The sequence below is a fragment of the Bacillus sp. SIMBA_008 genome (genome assembly GCF_046535495.1).
GTDB classification, from domain to species: domain Bacteria; phylum Bacillota; class Bacilli; order Bacillales; family Bacillaceae; genus Bacillus; species Bacillus subtilis.
In genome coordinates this window covers 89,923-114,600 of sequence record NZ_JAWRWL010000006.1, presented here as the reverse complement: position 1 = coordinate 114,600, position 24,678 = coordinate 89,923, and the positions used below count along the sequence as shown (strand labels likewise).

Sequence of the window (24,678 nt, the reverse complement as noted above, 5' to 3'; positions counted from 1 at the left end):
CTTTACTGATACACGCGTTTTTTCGTTTTCAAAACATCAGCAAGAAACGTCAGCGCAAGTCCCTGCCCCCATCCTTGTATTCGTTTGTAAGGCACCTGTTTGTATCCTTCGGCATTTTTCATGACGGCTGTCCCGGCCGATACCCTGCTGACCCGTCCGTCCTCTTCCACTGCATCCAAAATGGCGGCAAGCGATTTCTGCACATATTTTGTATACAGCTTTCCGCTCGACATCAGAGCAGAAGCAATACCCGCTGATGCCGAAACCTCCAGATAAGAATCCGGATCATCCAAAATTGTATGCCACAGCCCTGATTCATCCTGAAGCCGGACAAGCGCGCTCAGCTGGTCTCTGAGCGATCCGTCGATGATCATAAAGGAAGGATGTGTCACCTCAATAAGCGGGAGCGCCTTTGCCATCGTGAGTGCCGCCCAGCCGTTCGCCCTGCCCCAATAAATCCCCGACAGATGATTTTGCGCTTTGTTGTCCCAGGCGTGGTAGTACAAATTCGTGACAGGGTCCTGAAGCACATCCTCATGTCCGTGAAACTGGCGCAGGCCGTCTTCAAAATAATCCTCACGCTCCATGACCCGCCCGATTCTCAGCATAAACAGCCCAGCCATCATCAGCGTATCCGCCCATGCCTGTTCAGGGAATACGTATTCTGCCGCATTCACCGTATGCTGAAGGATACCCTCGCCAAAGCGCGGCGCCTTATGCAGCACATATTCCGCCATCTCGGCCGCTGTTTCCAAATACACGTCATCACCTGTCACCTTGTGGAGGAACAAAAGCGTATGCCCAATGGAAACTCCGTTGATCGAAAGCGGCGGCAGCCCATCCTCCAGCTGTTCATCCACCCACGTTTTTAACAGATTGATATATTCCTCGTTTTCCGTCGCTTCATAGGCCTCCGCCACACCGTAAAACGCAACGCCGCCCGGCCAATCCCACGCAAAATCCATCTGAAATGTCCGTTTCACGATCCGGTCAATAACCGACGTCACCTTTTCTTCATCAAAGATAAGCTGTGCCATCTGCAACACTCCTTTTTATTTTAATCCGGTCGTACTGATGCCCTGAACGATATATTTCTGAAACAAAAAGAAAACAAGAATCACAGGCAATAACGAGACGGCTGACATGGCAAACATCGCGCCCCAGTTCGAAGCCGACTCTGTATCGAGAAAAAGCTTCAGCGCAAGTGAAACAGGGTAAAGCTCCGGCTTATTCAAATACAAGAGCGGCTGAATCAGCTCCTCCCACTTCCAATAGAAGGAGAAAATCGCAGACGTCGCAAGCGCGGGGGCAATCAGCGGGAGAATGATCCGCCAAAAGCAGGCAAAGCGTCCGCATCCGTCGATTCGCGCGGCTTCATCCAGCTCCTCGGGAATCGTCCGGATAAACTGGATCATCAGAAAGATAAAAAACGCATGCCCGAAAAATTGCGGAACGACAATTGGTTTAAAGGAATTCAGCCAGTCTAATTTCGCAAACATAATATACTGCGGAATCATCAACACTTCATGAGGCAGCATTAACGTCCCCATCATGCACGCAAACCAAAATTTTTTTCCCTTAAACGGTATACGCGCAAATCCGTACGCAATGACAGCCGATGACATGACGGCACCGATTGTTGACAGCCCGACAATAATCGCCGAGTTTTTAATAAACGTCAGAAACGGCTGTCCCGCAATGCCCTTCCACCCTTCAGCATAGTTACTGAGAATAAAAGGGTCTGGAATGAGAGAATGTGAGGTTGTAAAAATACTGGCGCTTTCTTTAAACGAGCTGACAAACAGCCAAATAACCGGGTACAGCAGCAACACCGCCAGCGTTGCCGTAAAAACATGGAACAGTATGCGTTTGGGACTGACGCGCCCGGCTTTTTTTCTCTCAAAAACCGGGGCTTCTCTGACAGGCTGGTTGACCGGCTCCATCCGTCATTCCTCCTTTGACTCGTAATGAACCCAATATGACGATGTTTTAAACAATATGAGCGTAATCAGCCCGACAATGACAAGCATGACCCACGCCATCGCCGATGCGTAGCCCATTTGAAAATAGTTAAACGCACGCTGGAACAAATAGAGCGAATAGAGAAGTGTCCCGTCAAGCGGCCCGCCCTCGCCCTTCGAAATGATATAGGCAGGTGTAAATGTCATAAAAGCAGAAATCGTCTGCATCACTAGGTTAAAGAAAATAATCGGTGTAAGGATCGGAAGCGTGATCTTGAAGAAACGCTGCACCCGATTTGCCCCATCCACACTTGCCGCTTCCAAATACGAAGACGGAATGTTTTTCAGCCCGGCCAAAAAAATCAGCATTGACGACCCGAACTGCCAGACGGACAGCAGAATCAATGTCCACAGCGCACTTGTCGGATTCTGGTACCAAAGAATTTTTTGATCAATCCCGACAAAAAACAGCAGCGCATTGATGACCCCGTCATTGCCAAAAATATTTCGCCACATAATCGCCACGGCGACGCTCCCGCCGATGATCGAAGGCAGATAAAAGAGCGTTCTGTAAATGGCCGTTCCTTTTGCTGCATTGTTTAAAATGACAGCGATAAAAAGCGCGAAGCCGAGGCGGAGCGGAACCCCGGCAAGCACATACGTAAACGTCACCTTCAGAGACTGCCAATACTTTTCGTCACCCGTAAACATTTCCTTAAAGTTGTCGAGCCCGATCCATTTCGGCGCCGTAAACAAGTCATAGCTCGTGAAGGACAGAAACAGGGACGCCCCCATCGGAATCACCGTAAAGCATAGGAACCCGATGATAAACGGAGAAATAAAAGCATATCCCGCCAGATTGTCTTTTCTTATACTCCGGCTTTTTTTCATTGCGTCAGCCCCATTTCCCGTCAATTATTCCTCTCTAATATCTCATTGGCCTTTTTCCGGAACGTTTTGGCGGCTTTTTCCGGCGATACCTTCTGATACAGAATCTGATCTGACGTATCTTTCAGCAGCTTGATGACCTCCGCGCTTCCCACAGGCTCTGGCGGATCGGCTTTGCTGATGTTTTTTGACGCGGTTTCTACATACTCCACGATGTTGGTTTCTTCCTCATTCAGCTTCGGTTTAATCGCATCCGCCACCTTGTCGGAGACTGGAACGCCTCGCTCGCCTTTAATCAGCTGGTTCGCTTCCTCATTATTCACGAAGAAATTAATAAATTTCGCTGCCTCTTTTTTATGCTCAGAGCTTTTCGGAATGGAAAACAGCATACTGGGCTTCAGTGTCAGCGCCTTTTCCTGCATTTGCTCCGGCGGCAGATAGAGAGACAGCGGCGAGTCTGTCAGCCGGGCAAAGCCCAAATATTGATTGGAGTAGTTCCATGTAATCGCTGATTTGCCTTTGACGATAAAATCGTCTTCCATCCCTTTAATCTGTGCGCTTTCATCAGGTGTTGGGGACGTTTTCGCTTTCACTAGCCTCAGCTGCCGTTCAAAGTAATCGACAAACAGCTGATCATCTTGATACGCGAGGCCAGTGCCGTCTTCTTTATAAAAACGCTCACCCTTTGTGCGCAAATAATAAGGGAAGAAAATATCAGGCGGATGCATTCCGTTGGAACCGTAGACACCGGCTTTTTCCTGAAGATCATACGCCAGCTTCTCGTAATCCTCCCACGTCCAGTTTTCCTGATTGATAGACACACCGGCTTTTTTCAGCAAATCTTCATTGGCAATCACAGACAGCACGTTGACACCTAGCGTAAATCCATAAAGCTTATTGTCGATTTTTCCGCCCGACAGCATATTCTCGTCGATTGAACTGACGTCAATCGTTCCATCCTTTGTATACGGCGTTAAATCCTCCAGCTGGTTCTTCTTTCCGTATTGGGCTAAGTAAGCGGTATCCATTTGAATGACATCCGGAAGCTGGCCGGCGGCAGACATGGGCGCGAGCTTTTTCCAGTAGTCATCCCAGTTCGCAAATTCCGCTTCAATATGGACGTGCGGATTCTTTTTCTCGTAAAGTTCAATTACCTTTGTCGTATAATCATGCCTTGGCTGCCCGCCCCACCACGCGATTCTGAGCGTAATGTCTTCTTTTTTCCCCGAGGCCTCTTCGCCCACAGAACACCCGCTGAAAATAAAGACACAGACAAGCGATAACAGAACGTAACAAATCTTCTTCAAACCAATCCCCCCTTTTAATGTAAGTGCTTACATTTTATTTTAAAGCGTTCGGATAGGGCGAAACACTCAAAAAACAGTGGCGAAAGTCAAAAAAACAGAGATGGCTATCCTGCGGAAGCGCCTCCCTGTTTTCTTCTGAATTCTGACGGTGTCAGACCGGTATATTTTTTAAAAACAAGACTGAAATACTTCGGATTATCGCCAAATCCGATTTCTTCAGCAATTTCTGATACACTCGCGTCCCGCCTCATTTTCATCTGTTTCATCGCATGTTCAAGACGCACTCGTGTAACATATTGGGAAAATTTCTCGCCTGTTTCCTGCTTAAATAACTTCCCGAGATAATCAGGATTCATAAACAGCATATCCTTCGCCGCCCATTTTAAGGACAGATTCGGATTTCCGAGCTCGTCGGCAATGAGCCTGATCATTTTTGAAATCACTGCGCTCCCGTGCAGGTCACCAGACGCTTCGGCTGTGTCACGAAACAGCTGCCCCGCGTTCCGGAGTTCTCCCGCCTGACTGATGGCCATCTTGCGGTCCGCAAAAACCTCCGCCGCCTTTTCAGTGGCGTTCTCCACTACGGCGAGCACGGTCCATTCTCCGCTGCTGCTAACCGCTGTCAGTGCCGACCCGAGTGCCTCTCTGGCTGTGGCATCAATAGATTGTTCCCCTTTTAAGATCAAGAGGCGGATCTTTTTTCCGGCAAGTGAAGGCGGTGGAGACAGCTGGGCCACACCGGCGATCAAGCCTTCCAAGTATTGATCAGCTGCAAAGGAACGGATATGGTCCAGCTCGTGTTTCAGATGGGCTGTTTTCTTTTTGTGCACATCTTGCCGCTTCAGCTCAGCAATGATTTCCTCCAGCGAGCTGATAATCTGCTGTTCATTGCAGGGTTTCAGCAAATAATGCTTCACCCCATATTTCATGGCTTCCTTTGCGTACTCAAACTCTCCAAACCCGGACAGGACGATAAATTGCACCGACGGGCTGATGGCTGACACCTTTTTGATCAGCTCAAGCCCGTCCATGCCGGGCATTTTGACGTCTGTGATGACGATATGCGGCTGCTTATGTACAATCTTTTCATATGCTTCATGTCCGTTCTGCGCTTTACCGATCAATGAGGCGCCAAGCGACTCCCACTCAATGATTCCTGCCATTCCATCAAGGATAATCCTCTCATCATCAGCCAGCAGTATTTTATACATCACACCACCTCATTTCGGCACGGTATTGTGATCACAATCCTCGTCCCCTTTTCATGCTCACTATGAATCCGCAAGCCGTATGGCTCTCCGAATGTCAGGCTGATGCGCTCGCGAATATTCCAAAGTCCGATTCCTCTTCCGCCCGTTGATTCAAGAATCCGTCCATCCATGCCAGGACCGTTATCTTCGACCGTAATACAGACACATTCCTTTGCCTTTTTCGCCTGAATCCGGATGGCGCACGGTCTTGTAAAGGGTTCAAGCGCGTATTGAATCGCATTTTCCGCAAGCGGCTGGAGCGTCAGTTTCGGAATGAGGCAATGCTTCACCTCATCGTCAATATCCAACGTGAAATTCAGGCGCTCTTCAAATCGAAATCGCTGAATGGTCATATAGTGACGTAAAATGTCCGCCTCCTCCTGAATGGTCACGATATCCTTTTTCATATGTATGCTGTTTCTCAGAAGAAAACCGAGCGATTCCACCATTTTTGAGATTTGCTTTTGCTGATTCGCCTTGGCCAGCCAATTGATGGACTCGAGCGTGTTATATAAAAAATGCGGATTGATCTGGGCTTGCAGTGCTTTCAATTCGGTTTCTTTAATAATGAGCTGTTTTTCCACATTTTCTTCCATCAGCTCATTAATCCGTTTCATCATGACAGTAAAATGGCGGTTCAGCATGCCGGCCTCATCCTGTGTATGTTCCGGCAGAGAAAGCGACACACCTGCTTCAATACCGCCGTGCTGTACCGATTTCATCGCGGTCACAAGCTGTTCAATCGGCTCCGTGATGCTGTTGGCGATTTTCCTTCCGAAAAGCAAAACCACACAGAAAAAGAGGAGAAAGCATGTGCCGATCACTGTTTTCATAAAGGAAATTTTCGCGAACATCTGATCAAAGGGGATAACGTTATAGTAGCTCCAATTTTGGTAGGATGATTGAAGATAAGAAATAAAGTAACGTTTGCCATTCTTTTTTATCAAGTCATAACCGGGGTGCTTCAGCGTCTCTTTTGCTGCCTCAGGAATATGCGCTGATGCATGTGCCGTATACACCAAATTCCCGCCTTGGTCAGCAATCATAATGTCTCCGACTGAATCGCCCCAATCCTTCGGCACATCACGAATCATTTGTTTTACATTGACTTGGATCAGCACCATGCCCAAGCCGTTCAGACTCAGCTGGTGATAGGACCTGATCTGCCGTGCTGAAATCAGGACAGGATCTGACCCGCCGAGCGTCATCCAAAGATTTCTTCCATTTTTCGCTTTCGCTCGCTTAAATACCTCTTCCTGCTCCTGCTGCAAAAGATCTGAAGAACTGCTTCCGGCTGAATACTCTGAGCCGCGGGCATCAATCAAATGAATGGAATCGATGTACTTTTCATCACTGGCATATCCCGCAAGCTGATCCCAAAGCTCCTGCTTCATTTGATATTGATCATACGTATCATCCCGATTTTGCATGCTCAGGATGCGCTGAATCTGTTCGTCTGTAATGATTTCATATGACACATCCTCTATCTTCTTCAGCTCGTCTTCGATCCTTTCAGAAGACATGCGAAGCACCTCCGAGGACTTGCGGTAAATCTGCTCATCATACACATGAAAGGCATACTGGACCCCGCTGTATACAAATAGAAAGGATACGGCCATAATCAACGATAGAAACACAAACAGCTTATCCTTAATCTTCATCCGCCTGTACCAGCCAGCAACTCTTTTCTTCATGCCGCCTTTTCTTTCTCCTGCCGCTGATCCATTGACCGAAACGCTTTAAAGGACAGCTTCGTTAAGATCAGACTGAGTAAACTCCCGCTGAAAAACAATAGAAACGTGACATGAAACAGAACGAGACAAAGCACACCGACAGCGCCCGCCGCCATCAAAAGCGTCACCGCCGGACGGCTGAAGGCAATGATAAAGCTGATGCTCAGCACCTCTCTGATTTTTACGTCAAAATGAGAAAATACCGGGAACACATACAGCACAACAAACGCGAAAATCAAACTAATGCTCAGGAATACATTGACGAGCACAGGCTGGTCCATCTGAGCCGCTATCCGCATATCCGCAAACAGAAACAGGGCAGCCGTCACAACGATAAGCCCGAGGATCTGTGATGCCCGCCATTCCTTTTTAAACGTCCGAAAAAAGACAGAAAATACCGGGGCATCTGTATTCCCCTTCGCCCATTCTCTCGCCACTGTAAACATCGCGGCAGTAGCGGGCATCAGCCCAAACACAACCAGGCCTGCAAGAGAAAACAAAATCCAAAGCACATTCAAATAGGCCAGTCTCATCACCCACGTACAAAAACGATTCAGCCCATTTGTCACACTGTGTATCATCAACATCACCTTCCCGCCTCGGAAAACGCTTTCATTTTAAAGTAATATGTATTTCTCCTTTCGAAAGAAAATTCCTGCCGGTCTGTGAAAATTTCGACATGATGAGAGACGGCAGCAGCCTTATCTTTTCCTATAACGCCGGATGGCCTTATCGATCAAATATCCGGCAATGGCTCCGAAAATGACATTGAATCCAAGCATTCCGAGCGCAGCCCCTTCCCAGCCGCGTACATACACGAGGCTGTACCAGATCACAAACACACCAAGGACGATCAGCCCGGCCAACATCCATTCCGGCCGACTTTTGTCAGGAAATCTCATCCGCATCAAAACGGATACGCCAGCAAACAGACAAGCCGTCACAATCCCTGTCACAAATAAATTGGCCACAACATCGCCTGCCCTCCCTTTTAGAAAAGACAAAAAAGCCCCCTGCAAAGGACGCTTATTCTGCCGTAATCTCTTTCTCAAACAAATGATATCCGGACGCATCAGCACCCATGAATTCATATCCCATACGCCGATAAAAGGAATGCAGGGCGTCGTTATCAGCGACACAGTCAAGCCGGATCCGTGTTTTTCCCGGAAAGTGTATGCCCGTCTCCGCCCATTGAAGGACGCGGGCTCCAAGCCCCTGTCCCGCAAACCGGCGGCTTACTGCGAGGCGGTGCAAATAAATGGACTCCTCATGCCCATCGTCTCCCCAAAGCGTCCGGTCCCACTCGCTCGGTTCAGGCAGCAGCATCACGACAGCCGCAAGCTCTTCATCTTTTTTAAACACAAACACATGTCCCTTTTCAATTGACCCCGTGATATCATGTATATCTTGCCCTTTGAGAAGTCCGCTCCATTGGTTAGAACCCCGATCCCGGAGCCATTCAGCTGTTCGGACGAGCAACCCGGTAATCGATTCTGCATCCTCATAGACGGCCGGACACGCGTAAAATCCATCTGCAATCGTTTCGTTCTCAATCTTAAAAGCTGACATAAAGGCCTCCCAATCAAAAAGTAAGCTTGCACACACATCTTGATTATAATGCAGACCAAACTGCAAAAACAGACCATTTTCTCTGTATGTAAAAGGGTGTATGAAAGAGAGGCCAATCTGCCTATTAGAAAATCTTCTTTTTATCCCGTTCTTCTTTTAAAATTTCAACCGCTTCTCTGAAGCGCATAGAGTGTACGATTTCACGCTCACGCAAAAAACGCAGGGAATCGTTTAAATCAGGATCATCCGAAATATCAATCAGCCATTGATACGTCGCCCGCGCCTTTTCTTCTGCGGCAATATCTTCGTATAAATCGGCAATCGGATCGCCCTTCGCTTGGATATAGCTCGCGGTAAACGGCACGCCCGCCGCATTATGATAAAAAAGCGCGCTGTCGTGATTGACGTAATGATCGCCAAGCCCAGCTTCACGCAGCTGCTCCGGTGTGGCGTCTTTTGTTAACTTATAGACCATGGTCGCAATCATTTCCAAATGGGCAAACTCCTCCGTGCCGATATCTGTTAAAAGGCCGATGACCTTATCAGGAATCGTATAACGCTGGTTCAAATACCGGAGAGCTGCGGCCAGCTCGCCGTCCGCTCCGCCATACTGCTCAATCAAATACTTCGCCAGCGTCGGGTTGCACGTACTGACCTTGACAGGGTATTGCAGCTTCTTTTCATACACCCACATTCAGGCATTCCTCCTTATACTTGCCACGGCCATGGCCCTTTTCCCCAATCCCAATCCTTGCCCGCGGGGCTGTTTCCGAACTGCAGAAGCGGTCCGTAAGAGGATTCGAACTGTCTTTTTAAGTGCCTTGAATAGCCGGAATATTGATTGAATTGCTTCAGCGCATCTTCATCATGAGGATGTGTATTTAAATAAAGACTCAGCTCAACAAGCACAAAATCAGCAGCCTGTATTTGCTCAAGCTGACGATAATATTCGGCGTCAACCTTTTTTGCCATGTGCGTCTCCCCCTCGATAAGGGTTTTCATAAAAATCATAGAGATCCTTCCAAAGGGTGCCTTTCCTCAAAGCCTCCATCGGCGAAAACTGCTCCATGTGCTCAGGCTGAAAGGTCATATAAAGGTTAGGGGGCGTTCTGTAATATTTCTTCCCTATAGGCGGACAGGGATCAAAACGGCTGTGAAAGGGCGTATATGATTTGACAGGCGTAAACGGCTGCATATCCTTCATTCCGGCTCCTCCTTTCTCAAAAACAATGACCTTAATAGGTATGAGGCAGGAGGCAGGATTATGACTGAAACACGACTTAGCTTTTTCAATAAGAAGACCTTCGGAAGCGCCGAAGGTCTTTCTAGACTATTTAGTCTGAAATAAGATCAGTGTTTCCAATACACAGCATGAGCAGCCGCAAACTCTGACAGCGAACGAGGTTCTTTTCCCGTCACACGCTTCACTGTATCCGTTACCCGATGTTCCGCACCATGGCTGATTGCCTCATCAAGCTTCGCCATAAAATGGGCATAATCCGCGGGCAAACCTCCTGCCTCCATTTTATGCTGCAGCTCGGAACGAGAAATGCTGACATGCTCCACCCGGCGTCCCGCCGCAGCTCCAATGATCTCCGCCGCTTCGGCATAGCTCAGCGCCTCGGGACCTGTCAGAATATGATGTGTTTGATGAGGAACATCATCAATCAAAGCCCTGACGGCTGTTTCTGCGATGTCATCAGCGTCAATAAACCCAAGTTTTCCTTCACCCGAAGCCGTTGTGATGCGCCCCTCCGTTTGAATAGACATGCGATGCTGGACATTGATGAAATTTTGCATAAAGTATGAGGGCCGCAGCACCGTCCATTCTGGAAACTCGCGCACTGCCTGGTGAAGCGCGCCAAACACGGGACCGTTCTCGGAGACAACAGACGCACTTTGCATCACTACCCGCTTTGCGCCGAGACGCTTTGCTTCCTTTAAAAAGGGAAGCACATAGGGAGCCGGATCAAGTACACCAACCGGAGCAACAAGATAGATGTCTTTTACCTGTTCCAGAGCAAGCGTAAAACTAGAGGCATCCTTCCAATCAAAATACACATACTCCGCACTTGCAAGCGCGCCCTTTTTTCGGCTTGCAATACGCACTCTGTATCCCAGCTTTATTAAACGGCTGGCGATTCGACTGCCGACTGTGCCAGTCCCGCCCGTGATTAAAATCGGATTCTGTTTCATCATTTCCCACTCTCCTCTGTTTGCAAAAATGATCCTCCAAAGGCCTCTTTTACAACAAGCGGATTCCAATAATCCTTATAACGCACAATGCAGCCGTCTCTCGTTTCGATGACACTGATATAACTTTGGCGATAAGGCAGTCCAGTCTCAATCACATGGCCGTCACATTGAAACTCCGCAATCACCGTATTCGAGTCTGCTGAACGGTACACTGTCGGAGTGGTAAATGAAGAAAGATGAATCTGCTTAGGATAATCCTTAATATAGTTGTAAATGGCCGCTTTTCCTTCTATTTTTTTTGGTGATCCCTCCGGCGCATAAGGAAACTCAAATACAGCATCCTCATCCCAAAGCTCCATCCAGCTCTTCATGTCCTTCTCAAGCATATAAGCCATAAACTTTCTCAATGTTTCACATGCTTTTTCAAACTCATTCATCAACATTCATCATCACCTCATTTTTATTTCTAGACTATTCAGTCCAAAAAGTACATACATGGGCAAAGAATCCTTTACCACATGTTAATCAAGCACTGATAAACTCACGTCAACATGGTCCTGAAGCCGATCCATATCAGCCGTCACTTTCGCAACAAATGTCAGAGACAGCCTGCTTTGATTCAGGTACCGGGCAAGCGCAGATATATCAGTATCTTCGCCATTCAATTCTCCTTGGTCCTTCGCTCTTAAAAGCGCCTGATAAAAAGCGTCCTCAAGCTGCTTGGATTGTCTTTCAAAATACAGGGCAAGCTCAGGGTCATGCGGAATCTGTTCAATCGCGCTGTTAATGATATAGCACGCCTTCGCCCGTTCCGGGTCCCTCAGAGCATTGACACCTTCCTGAAAAATATCACGAATGGCTTCCTTTACAGCTCCTGGCGCTTCAAGCCTTTCCATAACGGCAGCGTTTTTCCCTTCAAGATACGATTTCACCGCGGACAAAAACAAATCACTCTTCGTGCCATACGTATCATACAAGCTCTGGCGCGCAATGCCTAAATGAGAGAGCAGATCCTGAAGAGACGTTCCTTCGTAGCCATACTCTCCGAAGACCTCTATCGCCCTGTGAAGAACAAGCGCCGTATCAAATTCTTTATTCCTCCCCAAAAAATGATCACCTCCTGAAACAAATGTTACCAGTTTCCAGACTGAACAGTCAAGAAAAAAGATAAAAAAACACTCTTGATCTGCAAGAGTGTCCTCTTTATACCATCATCTTCTTTATTTATAACCGTCTTTTCCCCAGTGGCCCATATGGTGGTGATGGTGGCCATAATGACCATCATGATGGTGGTGATAATTATCCTTTCCAACATGGTGATGATGGTGATGAAGATTATCTTTTCCATCATGATGATGGTGATAATAGTGGTGATGGCCATCATTTTCATGGTGCATGTTCGGATAATTTACAGTTCCCGGAGAGCCTCCATAGCTGCCGCTTGGGTAACCGCCGGATCCTCCGTATCCTCCGTACGTTCCATATCCCGGATAGCCGCCGACACCTCCATGTATGCCGTGATCTGGGTAGCCTCCATACATGCCATAACCCGGGTGGCCAATACCAAAGCCCTGATAATGACCAAAACCAGGTCCGCCATACATATGTCTTGTATCAGTCATATTCACTCTCTCCTTCACATAGGTTACAGTCCAGAGTATGAGAATATCTTATAGATCGTATAGGCGGCCGCCTACATACAGCTAAAACAATTTCCGGGACAAAAAAAGCAGGCCATAACAGCCTGCTCACTCCTTACTCACCTAAATCAACGTTATGATATACCTGCTGAACATCTTCCAAATCTTCTAATGCATCAATTAATTTTTCAAACTGTTCCTTTGCATCATCCGGAAGCGTTACTTCACTTTGCGCAAGCATTGTCAGCTCCGCTACTGTAAATTCCTCGACACCCGCGTTTTTAAACGCCTCTTGCACCGCATGGAATTGATCAGGCTCAGCATATACGATCACGCTGTCATCCTCTTCTAAAATGTCACGTACATCAACATCCGCTTCCATCAGGATTTCAAGCGCTTCGTCAGCAGTTTTGCCTTCCACACCGATTACAGCCGTCGCGTCAAACATGTAAGCAACAGATCCGCTCACACCCATGTTTCCGCCGTTTTTCCCGAACGCCGCACGCACTTCCGGCGCCGTACGGTTTACATTATTCGTCAGCGCATCAACGATAATCATTGATCCGTTCGGCCCGAAGCCCTCATAACGAAGCTCATCGTAATTCTCTTCCGCTCCGCCCTTCGCCTTCTCGATCGCACGTTCAATGATGTTTTTCGGCACGCTATAAGTCTTCGCACGCTCAAGCACAACCTTCAGCGCCTGGTTGGATTCCGGATCAGGCTCGCCCTGTTTCGCCGCCACATAAATCTCACGGCCAAACTTCGCATAAATTCGACTCGTATTTGCGTCCTTAGACGCCTTCTTCTCTTTAATATTGTTCCACTTACGGCCCATGATGTTCCACTCTCTTTCATATATATCAATCTAAATACTGTTATTCACTTTATCCATTATACCTCAAATGGTTTGGTTGTTTCGAGTGTCTTGCGTTAGAAATAGAAGGAATGCCGCGATGTGGAAAATGGAACGTCTTCCGTAAAGCAAGAAAAAGCCCTAGCTAAGGGCTTTCTTCTGATCACTAAGTTTGTAAGGGGAATGATCGATATACGTCGTATTTCGATCTGTTGATTCCTTAAATCCACCGGAGTTTGTCAGGAATGGAAACGACATGCTTCCGAAAACTAGAGTAACAGCCAGGCACATCATCACTTTTTTCTTAATAGGCATATAAACACTCTCCTTTTAGAATATCTTCTTGGGCTTTCAGCACTTTCCGATAAAACGCAGCGGCTTGTTCAAAGTGACAGCTGCTTTCAAAAACAGCGGCAGCACTCCGGGCACATGCTTCAATGTACGCGTGCAGGTTCTTTTTTTCGAAATAGCTTAAAAGATCATGAATTTTTCGTTCGTCAACAGTCTCCTTGTACACGGCCTGCAAGAACAGAAACAATTCTTTATAAAATTTGTGAGAACGTGCTGTGATATGGTCTAATCCTTCCTCTATGAACTGAAACGCCTTCTGTGTTTGGCCCGCTTTACATAATGTCCAGCTTAATCCAAACAAGACTTTCGGAAGCAGATCAGGGACTTTCTCTCTGCTTACTTTCGCCGCTTTTTGGAAATGTTCTACAGCCATCTGATCGTCTCCTGATCTGTCATAGCTGTTTGCAATGTTTAATAGAGAAATGGCGATAAACCTGTCATTTTGAATGTCCATTGCCAAATCTAGCGCCGCCTCTAAATGCGGGAGCGCTTTATCATAATGTTTGAAATCATCATAGTTGCCGGCGATCACAAACAAGCTTTGTATCGTTCTAATGCTGTATAGAGGATGGTTTTGATAAATGTCCAAGGCTTGAAGAATATGATGCATCGACACATGGGTTTGCTTCATGTGATAATACGCTTCTGCCACTTTAAAATGGAATTCGGCTTTCTCAATATCATCTGACACAAACGGCAGTTCTTTCTCCGCCTCGCGATAATATCCGATCGCTTCCACATATTCTTTTTGGTCAAATTCATACATGCCGCGGAAAAACAAAGAGTAGTATTTCAAAAGGCCTGTGAGTTTTTTCTGAGGGGTCTCAATCGTTTCAAGAAGCTCTGTCACTGTAGGGCGATTCCCGTATGTTTGTCCCGGCTCCAAATAATCAAGCATCAGCTGGTGCCGAAAACACATCAGAGAATAATAGATCAGCAAATCCTGGTCTTCTTCCATTTGCTGAATGTCCTGCTCCACCTCCGCTTTCAGAATCTCAGCATCCGGAACACTGAACTGGCGAATCATTTTATACCATTCATTAATCTTAACACCAACACGCGAAGACGGTATGGCTTGACTCAACGGCTTCCCTCCTTCTCTATGAGATATGTCATATTCTATCAATCCCAAATTTTGAAAACAATACAGAAGGAAGAAATTGCTTTTTCATCCTGTCAATTTGTTTTTCTCCGCAAAAAAGACCCTTTACGCAAGGATCCATGCTTATTTCATATACGCATTCACTAGCTCGTAACAGCGCTGATTCTTCGTTTTACTTGTTCTATAAAAGCAAACACATCTTCAGCAGGCATCAGGTTTTCCAGCAATTGAATGACATTCTCTTTCCCCACAATTAACTCCTGATCTTTTAACATCACAGGCGTTTCCTTAAACACATGCCAAGGATAAAATAACCTGAGAAAAGGATCTGAAAAATAAATCCCTTTGTCCGTTAATGTGATGCCATCTGTTTGCTTCACGGGAAAAGTACTCCAGAAGGAGATCATCTCTTGATCCTTAGGAATGTGCAGCCGTTTTCTCAATCGCACCTCTCTCTTTTCAGAAATCTCGTTACCGACCAGTAGCCCATTGGTCAAACCGAACATCTTGTCATGTTTGTTCTGAAACAAAATACTGATTTCCCTCAATTCACTGGCAGAAACAGATACATGATCTATCCGGGGTTCCGTAAGCAAATCCAAGCCATTTTCACTAAGAGATTGCTGAATTATCCTCAACAGCTCTGCCAACAGATCCGCAGGATATGAACTGAAGCCGACATCAAAAACCTCTACTCCATCAAACCAAATCTCATAATCATCCGTCGATTTAATCGATTGGATATCAGTGAATGCTTCCCAAGTCACACATCCCTCTTGTTCTCCAAATCTCTTCCAGTACAATCCCTTACTCGTAAACATAACAAAACTTTTCGCTTTACTTCCCATGGAACAATTCAGTAAGGCCGTCACCGTTTCTTTCTCCGATGACGGGAATAACTCATACGCATATGTCAAAAGCTCCTCAGGGACAAATCCGGTAAAGAACTTATCTTTTTGATACATTGAACACAAATCACTCAAATATAAACCACCCATTGCTTCATCGTCCTCCTTTTGGTTCATATACGCGTACTTTGAATGAAAGTTTCACAGAATTTCGACACTGTTATCAGCAAAGATCAACTCTTGAACAAAAAAGAAAAAGACGCTAAGAGCTTTCACTTTAATCAACCACAACAAAATCCTGCACCTTCACCTGTTCCTCAGGCAAATCAAACTGATAAAGCATCTTCTTAGAATGGATATCAAACACACCCACATACCCGCCGATGCCCTTTTTATGCTCTTCCTGGGCAACTATATACAATAGATTCCCCTTAAACTTTGCTTCCATATAAGGGAAATTCAAACTATATGTATGAAAAGAAAATTCCTCCCCATACTCCAGCAAGTTCGCCTCACCCTCTTTGTCCTCGTACGCCACGTAAAAACTGCCGCTTTCTTTGTCATAGTATACGGTATCAGCGTATTCAAGATCATCAGGATACGGAATATATGTCGTTTTCCATGTCCCTTTTTCAATCACAGTCAATTTATGATCCGAGCTCGCGACAATAAATTCCTTCGAGTCTGCGAATTGATCAGCGTATGAGGCTAAGCTCAGGGTCTCAATCATTTCCTCTGTTTTTCTGTCAATCACGTAAATAGACATACTTTGAATGATATAAATATAGTTCTCATCACTGGCCCCAATCGTGACAAGCGAAGGCAAAGTAAGGGTATATTCCTTTTTCGTTTTTCTGTCGTTTATGTGGATCTCATTTCCCGTCGTATCAACATTATAGGCCTTAACAGAGACATCCTTCCCCTCATGCCAAAACGCAAATGGATCTGAAAGCGGATGCTCTTTGATCGCATCCTTCTCCCAGCGTGTAGTAAAAAGGCTCGTGTTCCGCCAATAATACAAGGTCTGTTGATGCATAAGATTTCGTTTGAATATAAGGCACATCCGCCACCTTAAACGTACGCCTGTTAAACCGTTCGCCTGTAGAGGTTGAAAGCAGCACGCTTTCTTTTATGAAAGGATTGGAGTAAATAAAAAAGATCCGGTCTTCATCGGGGTGGATGGTGGAAGATTGGACAGGAATACTGTCTTTATTGCGTAACTGAACAAACAGTATGATGCATATCATTAACCCTAATAAACCAAATGTAATCCATTTTTTCTTCATCACCATGCTCCTTAAAAAATAATATAGAATACAAACTTCCAAAAAATGTGTAGCGACAATACATTTCGACCATGTTTCTGCCAATCCTTCCACGAATAAAGACACATGCCAAATGACTCATTTTTCCACCAAAACACGTTCTCACACCCACCCTCATCCCGCCCCGTGGTAAAATTTTGATATCGAGCGAACAAAAGAAGGGAAATGGTCATGAAAGTATTTGAAGCGAAAACACTGCTTTCGGAAGCGACAGACCGTGCAAAAGAGTACAAAGAACTAAGAACGCAAATGGTGAACTTGAGAAAAGCATTAAAAGGAGTCGCTGATCTCAGTGACAGTGAATTCTCGGGAAAAGGCGCCAGCAACATCAAAGCCTTCTACCACGACCACGTCGGCGTCACCGACCAGTGGATCGACTACATCGACATGAAAATCGCATTTTTCAACAGCATCGCCGGAGCCGCCGAAGACAAAGGCCTCTCAGACGCATACATCGAAGAATCCTTCCTGGAGCACGAACTGGCAAATGCCAATAAAAAATCAAAATCCATCATGTCCGAACAGAAAAAAGCGATGAAAGACATCCTAAACGATATCGACGACATCCTCCCGCTCGACCTGTTTTCAACAGAAACCTTCAAAGACGATCTGGCCGATGCCAACGACAAACGCAAAAAAACACTGGAAAAATTGGACGCCTTGGACGAAGACCTGAAGTCAGAATACGCCCTGTCTGAACCAAACGAACAATTCATCAAATCCGACTTCCAAAAGCTCCAAGAAGCAACGGGCAAAGGCAAAAACGCCACACCCATCCACTACAACGCCAAGGCGTACCGTGAGAGCGACATACATAAGAAAAAAGGCGACATTGAAAAGCGGACGGATGCTTACTTGAAGATTAAGAAAGAGGAAGCGAAGGAACGCGAGATTGAAAAATTGAAGAAAAAGCTTGCGGATGGGGTATCTGACCCTGATGAATATTTAGAAATTGCGAAGAAGATTGGGTATGAGAACCTTGAGCCTGCACAGTTACAGTATGTGGTGCAGCTTGAGCAAGCAAAACAGCTCGAAGAAGTTGGTGAAACCACATGGGAAGTTCTGAAAGGAGTTGGAGTCGGTCTCTACGATGTCGCTAAGGATACTGTGACTGGTGTTAAAGATTTAGCTGTCGGAGCGTGGGAGTTTTCCCAGCTCTCCGAAGAACAAAAATTAGCCAAAACAATTTCAACTGTATTGAAGATACCTTCTTATGCAAAAATCATATGGACAAACATAGCAGATTCATGGAATGATAAAATGGTTAACGGTGATGCATACTCACGATCTCATTATATTACCTATGTGGTCGGGAGCCTCGTCGGACTAAAAGGTGCTGGCTCTGTTGTGAAAGTAACAAGTAAACTTGGTAAAGCAGGTGCTGCCAAAATCGATAAAGTGCTTGAAGCTGGAGAAAAAGCTACTACTAAACATGTAAAGACAGGAATCCAGAAAACAAAAGATTTCAGCAGTGCTTTAAAAGGTAAAAATCAAGTCGCTTTTGCAGGGATTGCTCAGGATATTGAGAATACGCATAATGTAAAGAATACATCGCTTCTGAAAAAAGAAATTGAAGAACAGAAATCAAATGCCTTACAAAAAACTGAAAGAAAAACACAGAACATAAAGAAACCTAGAAAAACAATAATTCCTACAGTAAAAAGTGGTGAATTTAATAATTGGTTCAACTCATTAACAACGAAGCAACTTGATGAGCTTTGGACAGATAAGAAAATTAGAAGAGCAATTGAAAGACAATTGAGAGCACCCGGCGGCATGCACGAATGGCATTTAGTTTCTCGGGCCCCTACTTTCAAACATTGGGGAGTTACAGCTGAACAAATTAGAGATTTAAGAACTGCCATAAACAAAGTCGAGTTTGTGAATCCAGTTGGTAAACACGGAGGATTGGGTTCAACCGCTGCTCATAATGAATTGCTAGGAATTATTGATTCATCCTTAAACTATAATATGTTTGTCCGAAGATTAAACAATTGGGCAAACTATAGGCTAAAAGGTGGAGCGGCAGCCCTGCCAGAAGGATTAAGGATTAAATAATAGGAGGTTAATATGGAACGTCAAAATTTCGTATCATTGTGGATCGGAAGTATAAATGATGATGAATCATTAAGTAAATATGTTGAATTAGATTACAATGAAGATGAAGGTGATTTTATCCCTTCCCAATTTTTAATTGATTTTGATATAGATATCGATGAATTAGATGAAGATTTTATAGAAAAAGTTGCACATGAAAAAAATTGTAATAATTTATCTGAACTAATTGGCGGCTGTTCGTACGATAGTGTCATCTTACCTCGATTTGAGAACATAGTAGGTACCGCAATTCCTGAACAAATCAATGCTGCTGTTCTTTTGTATAATTTTGAATATGACGGCAGGGAGAAAGAAATAAACGCAAAAAATTATACATTTAAATTTATTGGTGCAGTACCCTATGTTTAAGTAAAAAATTCTAAATAAAAATAAAGCCCTCTTACTTGAGGGCTTTATTTTTATCTCATCTCACTTTATAAAAGGAGCATCACCTTGACAGTAAGAAAAGAATTAATAAAACAAATAATTTAACAATCACTGTAATAAAAACAATAAATCAAAAGAATCCAACTCCAATGGTGAAAAACATATTAAAAAGATATGAAGAGGCAAAAGAATTTATCAAACATTCAACAGAGGAACAATTCGAAGAAGACCTCTCTAAAGTTAGAAATAAACTAGACACTTTGACAAGAGCATACCTAGAATCAGCTAGCGACTACATGAATCCGATGCTCAGAGAAATGCATAAGACAGAAAAGCTTTTAAAAGAATATGATGAACTGGATTAAATACCCTAGAATTACACTACCCCTTCAAAAAAACTAACGCAAAAGCCCAAACTTCCATTTGCGGGACTTCAACAAAAATTTTTCTAAAAGAAAAAGATGGTCTCTAAACTTTTGTCTGGCTTATTTAAGCTACTTACCTCACAAAAAACTTATTGATTTTTTGTAACTAGAATTTTTTAATAATTCAAGAATGGAAATCTCTATCTAGTATTTTCAACAAAAATATTTCGGGAGATTACAATAAATTATATTTTATTGTAATCTCCTTTGTACTGTAACTAACCAATATTTATGTAGTATCAAAAAGACAGTGATTGACCGTCCCATGCCTTAATAATTTTTCTTTTTTGGCAAAACGCACATTTACTTGGTGCTACTAAATTTTTATTTGAGCAAGTCTTTAGTGCACATCGCATAGCTATTATAAAGTAATCGTTTATGATTTGGTAAGTCCTTAGTTATTTTCTTAGGGATTCTTTTGACATAAATATTCTTCCTCACTCATACAGCTTGACCTACCACCGTTTATGGTTATTAATGTGTACAAAAGTGTAATAAAGAATTACCCCTTATTTTCTTTATCCCTTAGAACTAGTAGCATATGACATGCTACTTTTGTATAACTCTACTTCATTATTGTCTTTGTTGCTACTTCTTAATAAAGGATCAGGTCCCTATAAAAGATTACTTACATTTATTGTGTCTTCATTTATGTTCAAATGTCTAACAATTCTATTTTAAATCCAATTCCCAAGAAAATATAATAATCTCTCATCTTTTATATTCACCAGTCACATATCGTAACTCTATTAATCTTACCCCAATAAGCCAATTGTTGGTTCCATAAAGCTATCCAGAAACTCTTCTGTCACTCCCCGTATTTTTCTCCTTTGACACAATGAGTACAATTCTTCTACTGCTGAATAAGGGAAATATCGGACATTTAATTCGTGAAACTGTGGCCGATTCGCTTCCCTTAATACTTTGCTACGATCCTCATCAGGTGCGACGATGACATATCTTGTAGGAAATGGTGGCAGTGCCTCTTGAAGTCCTTTCATTCGGGTTAGGCCACTTGTTACACCTGTACTGTGTTCAACTTCCATGACAGCAGGCATTAATTTCCCATTTTTAAACCAAATGCAATCTATTAATTTAGCTGCATTATACGCACCATCAAATGCTGCAATTAATCTTTCATCCTGTAACGAATTTACTACTCCAGACATTTCCCCAACCCGCTTGTTGTTATACATAATTCCTTTATCATTTTGAGCTATCCATGTACGAAATCCTAATTGTTGGCCGATCATAATTAAAGCTACTTGAATCTGCGAATGACGTCTTTTAATTTCAATATCAATTTCATTATGAACAATTCCCTCTGGTAGAATCAGCGAATCGTAAAATGCATCTGCATTTGGGATTTCCGATATAACAATATCCGTTTCGATTTGTACCATTAATCCTAGTTCGTGAGGTCTTTCAGGGCACCACATAAGATGCTTGTGTCCATTCCTTATAGTAGAATTCGACATGGTACTTTCAATTCGTCCTGGATAACAATAGTAAAACTGTGGTGTGTGGGCGATAAGAGCCTCCAATACCGAGCGGGTGTTATAACTGCCACCTAAAACACGATCTAAGTTAATTGGTTGGTTCGGAAAAAAAGCGTTGGCGACTCTCCATATCATTTCAGCTGAAATAGATTCATCTTTAGCTGTAAAAGGTGTCCCTCCTTTACTTGGATCATAACGTTTAATAACAATAGGTCCTTCTGGCTTTGTAACACTCACTATTTTAATAAGACCTTTTGTTCTTGGATTGATATATGGGAATGATCTATTTTTCGGCAATTGATCAATATAAGCAACAATGTCAGCTGCGGTTAATCTCATTTCTCTTGTATCCCCCTAAAAAATCCTTAATGGTTTCTGCAATTCCCAAAGATGCTAAATATGGAACTCCATTCCCAACCGTTTTAAAGGCATCAGTTAAAGAAATATCCGTCGGAATTTCAAAATTCTTTGGTAATGACTGTATGGCTAATGCTTCTGCTACTGTCAGCCTTCTAGCTTTGTACGGATGTAAATGAACTTCGTTATTCCCGTATGCAGCCGTAGGTGAATATCTCCAGCGATGAAGGCGTTTGTAGGATTTTTTCGAGTCATCACCCTCTTCAATAACAAGAAATTTGGCTAAACCAGCCCTTGGAGTGAAAAATTGTTTGCTATTTGGATGATTGTCTACATCATTCTTACGGAACCAATGCTCAACAGTTAATTCCTCAATAATATCTTCTGGTTTTGGTATTACTGAATCCTCCTCAAATTCATTCACTATAGGCCAAGGGATATTTTCGATTTTTTCCATAGAGTATTTCAAATGATTCTCCCAAGGGAAAAGACCGTTAGGAAGAATGGCATCGATACCTTTATCTTCAATGTTGTAACCCACTTGATCTAATAGTTCACGTCGGAAACCAAGCAAGATAATCCGTTCCCTATGTTGAGCTGAGCCATACTCTAGAGAATTAATTAATCTTTCCGTTGTTACGTATCCATTTGCATGTAACTTACTTTTCATTTCTTCAAAAAACTCTCTATGTCTCTTGGTTCGCCATAATCCCTTTACATTTTCAAATAAGAAAAATGAAGGTTTATGCTGGCATATCAAATCCACATAGGTCCCTGACAGCTTTCCATTTTCTCCTTCTCTTCCTCTGTTCTTACCACCGACTGAAAAATCAGGACAAGGAGGTCCACCGATAAATCCAAAAACGCTATTTTCAGCCTTAATTATGTCTATATATTCACGTAAATGCTCTTGCTCTAGTAATTCCGTTATATCACCATTGTGGTAGCCAAACCGTGGCTCTTCTATTTTAAGCATGTTTCTAGAATGTTTGTATGACTTTAAAAACGGTGTATGAATTTCATTTACATACACTACATCGAAACCGCTATTTTCAAATCCAAGATCTAAAAAACCTGAACCTGAAAAAAACGAAAATATTGGGTAACTCATTTTATTTGCAACCTTTCTGCATCTAATAATTGTGTTTTTGGCTATATCGAATTATATCATATTAGTACATTTTTTAATGTAAAAACAAAACAGGCAGTGCACTGTTTTCTTCAAGTAAACTAATGTATACATCACTATATCTTGTAAAGAAAGAAAGGAATGAAGTAGTAGAGAATCTTTAATCAATATTTGCGGACATACCATAGAGTAATAAAAGAAGGCATCAGAAACTATAGAGGATTTTTATTAAGGATTACGGATACATTAATTTCAAGTATTAAATCCTAATAATTCCACACCACATAATAGAAAGAATTGAAATAAAATAGATGGAGGCCCAGAATCGATAAAAGGTTCTCGGGCCCCTCTGCCTATTCCTTAATATTCTCTATCAACACACAGCACTCCACATGATTCGTATGCGGAAACATATCCACAGGCTGCACTTCGCGCGTCACGTACCCGCCATCCTCAAGCACCCGCAAATCCCTCGCAAGCGTGCCAGGATTACAGGACACGTACACAACCCGCTTCGGTTTCATCTCCATAATCGTACGCAGGAGGGCTTCGTCGCAGCCTTTTCTTGGCGGATCGACGACTAGTGTATCAGCTGCAATGCCTTCTTCATACCATTTTGGAATCACGGTTTCCGCTTCTCCGACCGCGAACTCTGCGTTTGTGATGCCGTTGAGCTCGGCATTTCGTTTGGCGTCTTCAATCGCTTCCGGCACAATCTCTACTCCGTACACTTTTTTCGCTTGCTTCGCCAAGAAGAGAGAAATCGTTCCGATTCCGCAGTAGGCGTCGATGACGGTTTCTTCACCTTGAAGCTCCGCATATTCAAGCGCTTTGTCGTAGAGCACTTTTGTTTGCTCCGGATTAACCTGATAGAACGATCTGGCGGAGATGGCGAATTTGACGTCTCCGATGAGGTCGTAGATATATTCTTCTCCCCAGATGACGTTTGTTTCGTTGCCAAAAATGACGTTTGTTTTGTTTGGGTTGATGTTTTGCACGATGGATTTGACGTGCGGGAATTGCGCTGTGATGTCTTCGATGATCTTCGCTTTGTGCGGAAAATCGTTCGTTCTTGTGATGAAGACGATCATCATTTCTCCCGTTACCACACCGTATCTGACCATGATGTGTCGGAGCCAGCCTTTGTGGCGTTCTTCGTTGTAGGCTTTGACACCGTAGTTTGCGCAAATGTCTTTGACGGCTTGGACGGCTTCGTCGTTTTTGGATTGCTGGATCAGGCAGGCGCTCATGTCGATGATGTCATGGCTTCTTTGTTGATAGAATCCCGCGACGAGTCCGCCTTCCCGTTCTCCTACCGGCACCTGTGCTTTGTTTCTGTAGTTCCACGGGTCTTGCATGCCGAGTGTCGGGTGCACGGTGACGTTGGACAGGTCCAGCTTGCCGATCCGTTCCAAGACGTCTTTGACTTGTTTTTGTTTAAACAAGAGTTGTCCTTCGTAGGTCATGTGCTGAAGCTGGCAACCGCCGCATTGCTTGTAAATTGGGCATGGGGCGTCCGTTCTATGCGGGCTTTCTTCCTTCAGCTCAATCAAGCGTCCGAAAGCAAAACCTTTTTTGACGCGTGTCACTTTGATTTGCGCTTTTTCCTCGGGCAGGGCATTCGGCACAAAGATCGGGAATCCTTGAACCTTTGCGACGCCCGCTCCTTCGTGCGTCAAATCCTCAAATGTCACGTCATAGTATTCGTTTTTTTCTACTGGGGGTTTCATTTTCATGTATGTTCACCTCTTGTTTTAAGCG

The 24,678-nt window shown here is 44.1% G+C and carries 25 protein-coding genes and 2 pseudogenes; 3 read left to right on the top strand and 24 right to left on the bottom strand.

The annotated features are described in order from the left end of the window. Positions 1-2: 2 nt before the first annotated feature. The 21 genes and pseudogenes from yesR to SB658_RS18535 all read right to left on the bottom strand — a co-directional run bounded on the left by yesR (position 3) and on the right by SB658_RS18535 (position 16,984). Complete coding sequence (gene yesR / locus SB658_RS18635; protein WP_032677444.1) at positions 3-1,037, bottom strand: rhamnogalacturonyl hydrolase YesR; 1,035 nt, start codon at positions 1,035-1,037, stop codon at positions 3-5. A 15-nt stretch (positions 1,038-1,052) separates the two neighbouring features. Continuing rightward, entirely contained in the window at positions 1,053-1,943 is an 891-nt protein-coding gene (locus SB658_RS18630; protein WP_003233833.1) for a carbohydrate ABC transporter permease, read from the bottom strand. A 3-nt stretch (positions 1,944-1,946) separates the two neighbouring features. Continuing rightward, positions 1,947-2,876 carry a carbohydrate ABC transporter permease gene (locus SB658_RS18625; protein ID WP_003233835.1) on the bottom strand — a complete coding sequence of 310 codons (930 nt, stop codon included), beginning with the start codon at positions 2,874-2,876 and terminating at the stop codon, positions 1,947-1,949. Continuing rightward, on the bottom strand, positions 2,873-4,156 hold the full coding sequence (locus SB658_RS18620; protein ID WP_032677445.1) for an ABC transporter substrate-binding protein: 1,284 nt from the start codon (positions 4,154-4,156) through the stop codon (positions 2,873-2,875). Before SB658_RS18620 ends, SB658_RS18625 begins: the two co-directional genes overlap by 4 nt. Before the next feature lie 104 nt (positions 4,157-4,260). After that, positions 4,261-5,367: a two-component system response regulator YesN gene (gene yesN / locus SB658_RS18615; protein WP_003233839.1), complete on the bottom strand. Its 1,107-nt coding sequence runs from the start codon at positions 5,365-5,367 to the stop codon at positions 4,261-4,263. Further along, positions 5,367-7,100, bottom strand: a complete 1,734-nt coding sequence (yesM, locus tag SB658_RS18610; RefSeq protein WP_003233842.1) for a two-component system sensor histidine kinase YesM — start codon at positions 7,098-7,100, stop codon at positions 5,367-5,369. The genes yesN and yesM overlap by 1 nt, the downstream gene beginning before the upstream one ends. Next, entirely contained in the window at positions 7,097-7,726 is a 630-nt protein-coding gene (locus tag SB658_RS18605; RefSeq protein ID WP_003233844.1) for a YesL family protein, read from the bottom strand. The genes yesM and SB658_RS18605 overlap by 4 nt, the downstream gene beginning before the upstream one ends. Positions 7,727-7,840: 114 nt before the next feature. After that, positions 7,841-8,143: a YesK-like family protein gene (locus tag SB658_RS18600; protein WP_032677446.1), complete on the bottom strand. Its 303-nt coding sequence runs from the start codon at positions 8,141-8,143 to the stop codon at positions 7,841-7,843. A 22-nt stretch (positions 8,144-8,165) separates the two neighbouring features. Beyond that, positions 8,166-8,708 (bottom strand): GNAT family N-acetyltransferase, encoded by a 543-nt coding sequence (locus tag SB658_RS18595; protein ID WP_003233849.1) that lies wholly within the window; start codon positions 8,706-8,708, stop codon positions 8,166-8,168. A 124-nt stretch (positions 8,709-8,832) separates the two neighbouring features. Then, positions 8,833-9,402, bottom strand: coding sequence for a spore coat protein CotJC (gene cotJC, locus SB658_RS18590; protein ID WP_003233850.1), 570 nt, complete (start codon positions 9,400-9,402; stop codon positions 8,833-8,835). A 14-nt stretch (positions 9,403-9,416) separates the two neighbouring features. Then, on the bottom strand, positions 9,417-9,680 hold the full coding sequence (cotJB, locus tag SB658_RS18585) for a spore coat protein CotJB (RefSeq protein ID WP_003219491.1): 264 nt from the start codon (positions 9,678-9,680) through the stop codon (positions 9,417-9,419). Then, complete coding sequence (gene cotJA / locus SB658_RS18580) at positions 9,664-9,912, bottom strand: spore coat-associated protein CotJA (RefSeq protein WP_003219489.1); 249 nt, start codon at positions 9,910-9,912, stop codon at positions 9,664-9,666. Before cotJA ends, cotJB begins: the two co-directional genes overlap by 17 nt. A gap of 146 nt (positions 9,913-10,058) precedes the next feature. Continuing rightward, complete coding sequence (locus SB658_RS18575) at positions 10,059-10,907, bottom strand: NmrA family NAD(P)-binding protein (RefSeq protein WP_029726624.1); 849 nt, start codon at positions 10,905-10,907, stop codon at positions 10,059-10,061. Next, complete coding sequence (locus SB658_RS18570; RefSeq protein WP_029726623.1) at positions 10,904-11,347, bottom strand: nuclear transport factor 2 family protein; 444 nt, start codon at positions 11,345-11,347, stop codon at positions 10,904-10,906. Before SB658_RS18570 ends, SB658_RS18575 begins: the two co-directional genes overlap by 4 nt. A 78-nt stretch (positions 11,348-11,425) precedes the next feature. Then, on the bottom strand, positions 11,426-12,010 hold the full coding sequence (locus SB658_RS18565; RefSeq protein ID WP_144500862.1) for a TetR/AcrR family transcriptional regulator: 585 nt from the start codon (positions 12,008-12,010) through the stop codon (positions 11,426-11,428). A gap of 114 nt (positions 12,011-12,124) precedes the next feature. Then, a complete protein-coding gene (locus SB658_RS18560) occupies positions 12,125-12,526 on the bottom strand; it encodes a hypothetical protein (RefSeq protein WP_032677447.1) in 402 nt (133 codons plus the stop codon). A gap of 133 nt (positions 12,527-12,659) precedes the next feature. Beyond that, on the bottom strand, positions 12,660-13,379 hold the full coding sequence (locus tag SB658_RS18555) for a YebC/PmpR family DNA-binding transcriptional regulator (RefSeq protein ID WP_003233863.1): 720 nt from the start codon (positions 13,377-13,379) through the stop codon (positions 12,660-12,662). A 159-nt stretch (positions 13,380-13,538) separates the two neighbouring features. Continuing rightward, positions 13,539-13,712 carry a phosphatase RapH inhibitor PhrH gene (phrH, locus tag SB658_RS18550; protein ID WP_029317430.1) on the bottom strand — a complete coding sequence of 58 codons (174 nt, stop codon included), beginning with the start codon at positions 13,710-13,712 and terminating at the stop codon, positions 13,539-13,541. After that, complete coding sequence (rapH, locus tag SB658_RS18545; protein WP_076458645.1) at positions 13,702-14,832, bottom strand: response regulator aspartate phosphatase RapH; 1,131 nt, start codon at positions 14,830-14,832, stop codon at positions 13,702-13,704. The genes phrH and rapH overlap by 11 nt, the downstream gene beginning before the upstream one ends. A gap of 161 nt (positions 14,833-14,993) precedes the next feature. Then, positions 14,994-15,848: a hypothetical protein gene (locus SB658_RS18540; protein ID WP_120363293.1), complete on the bottom strand. Its 855-nt coding sequence runs from the start codon at positions 15,846-15,848 to the stop codon at positions 14,994-14,996. A gap of 127 nt (positions 15,849-15,975) precedes the next feature. Continuing rightward, positions 15,976-16,984: pseudogene (locus tag SB658_RS18535) on the bottom strand (YncE family protein). Positions 16,985-17,194: 210 nt separating this feature from the next. Between SB658_RS18535 and SB658_RS18530 the strand changes: the two are divergent. The 3 genes and pseudogenes from SB658_RS18530 to SB658_RS18520 all read left to right on the top strand — a co-directional run bounded on the left by SB658_RS18530 (position 17,195) and on the right by SB658_RS18520 (position 19,872). Next, entirely contained in the window at positions 17,195-19,081 is a 1,887-nt protein-coding gene (locus tag SB658_RS18530) for a ribonuclease YeeF family protein (protein ID WP_144500863.1), read from the top strand. A gap of 12 nt (positions 19,082-19,093) precedes the next feature. Next, positions 19,094-19,489 carry an immunity 22 family protein gene (locus SB658_RS18525; RefSeq protein ID WP_048655144.1) on the top strand — a complete coding sequence of 132 codons (396 nt, stop codon included), beginning with the start codon at positions 19,094-19,096 and terminating at the stop codon, positions 19,487-19,489. Between the two features lie 84 nt (positions 19,490-19,573). Next, positions 19,574-19,872: pseudogene (locus tag SB658_RS18520) on the top strand (hypothetical protein). Positions 19,873-20,687: 815 nt separating this feature from the next. Here SB658_RS18520 and SB658_RS18515 read toward each other — a convergent pair. The 3 genes from SB658_RS18515 to rlmD form a co-directional block, all read right to left on the bottom strand. Beyond that, on the bottom strand, positions 20,688-21,770 hold the full coding sequence (locus SB658_RS18515) for a restriction endonuclease (RefSeq protein WP_200878692.1): 1,083 nt from the start codon (positions 21,768-21,770) through the stop codon (positions 20,688-20,690). Continuing rightward, on the bottom strand, positions 21,751-22,899 hold the full coding sequence (locus tag SB658_RS18510) for a DNA cytosine methyltransferase (protein WP_048655145.1): 1,149 nt from the start codon (positions 22,897-22,899) through the stop codon (positions 21,751-21,753). The genes SB658_RS18515 and SB658_RS18510 overlap by 20 nt, the downstream gene beginning before the upstream one ends. Positions 22,900-23,270: 371 nt before the next feature. Next, positions 23,271-24,653, bottom strand: a complete 1,383-nt coding sequence (rlmD, locus tag SB658_RS18505; RefSeq protein WP_144500864.1) for a 23S rRNA (uracil(1939)-C(5))-methyltransferase RlmD — start codon at positions 24,651-24,653, stop codon at positions 23,271-23,273. Between the last annotated feature and the right edge of the window lie 25 nt (positions 24,654-24,678).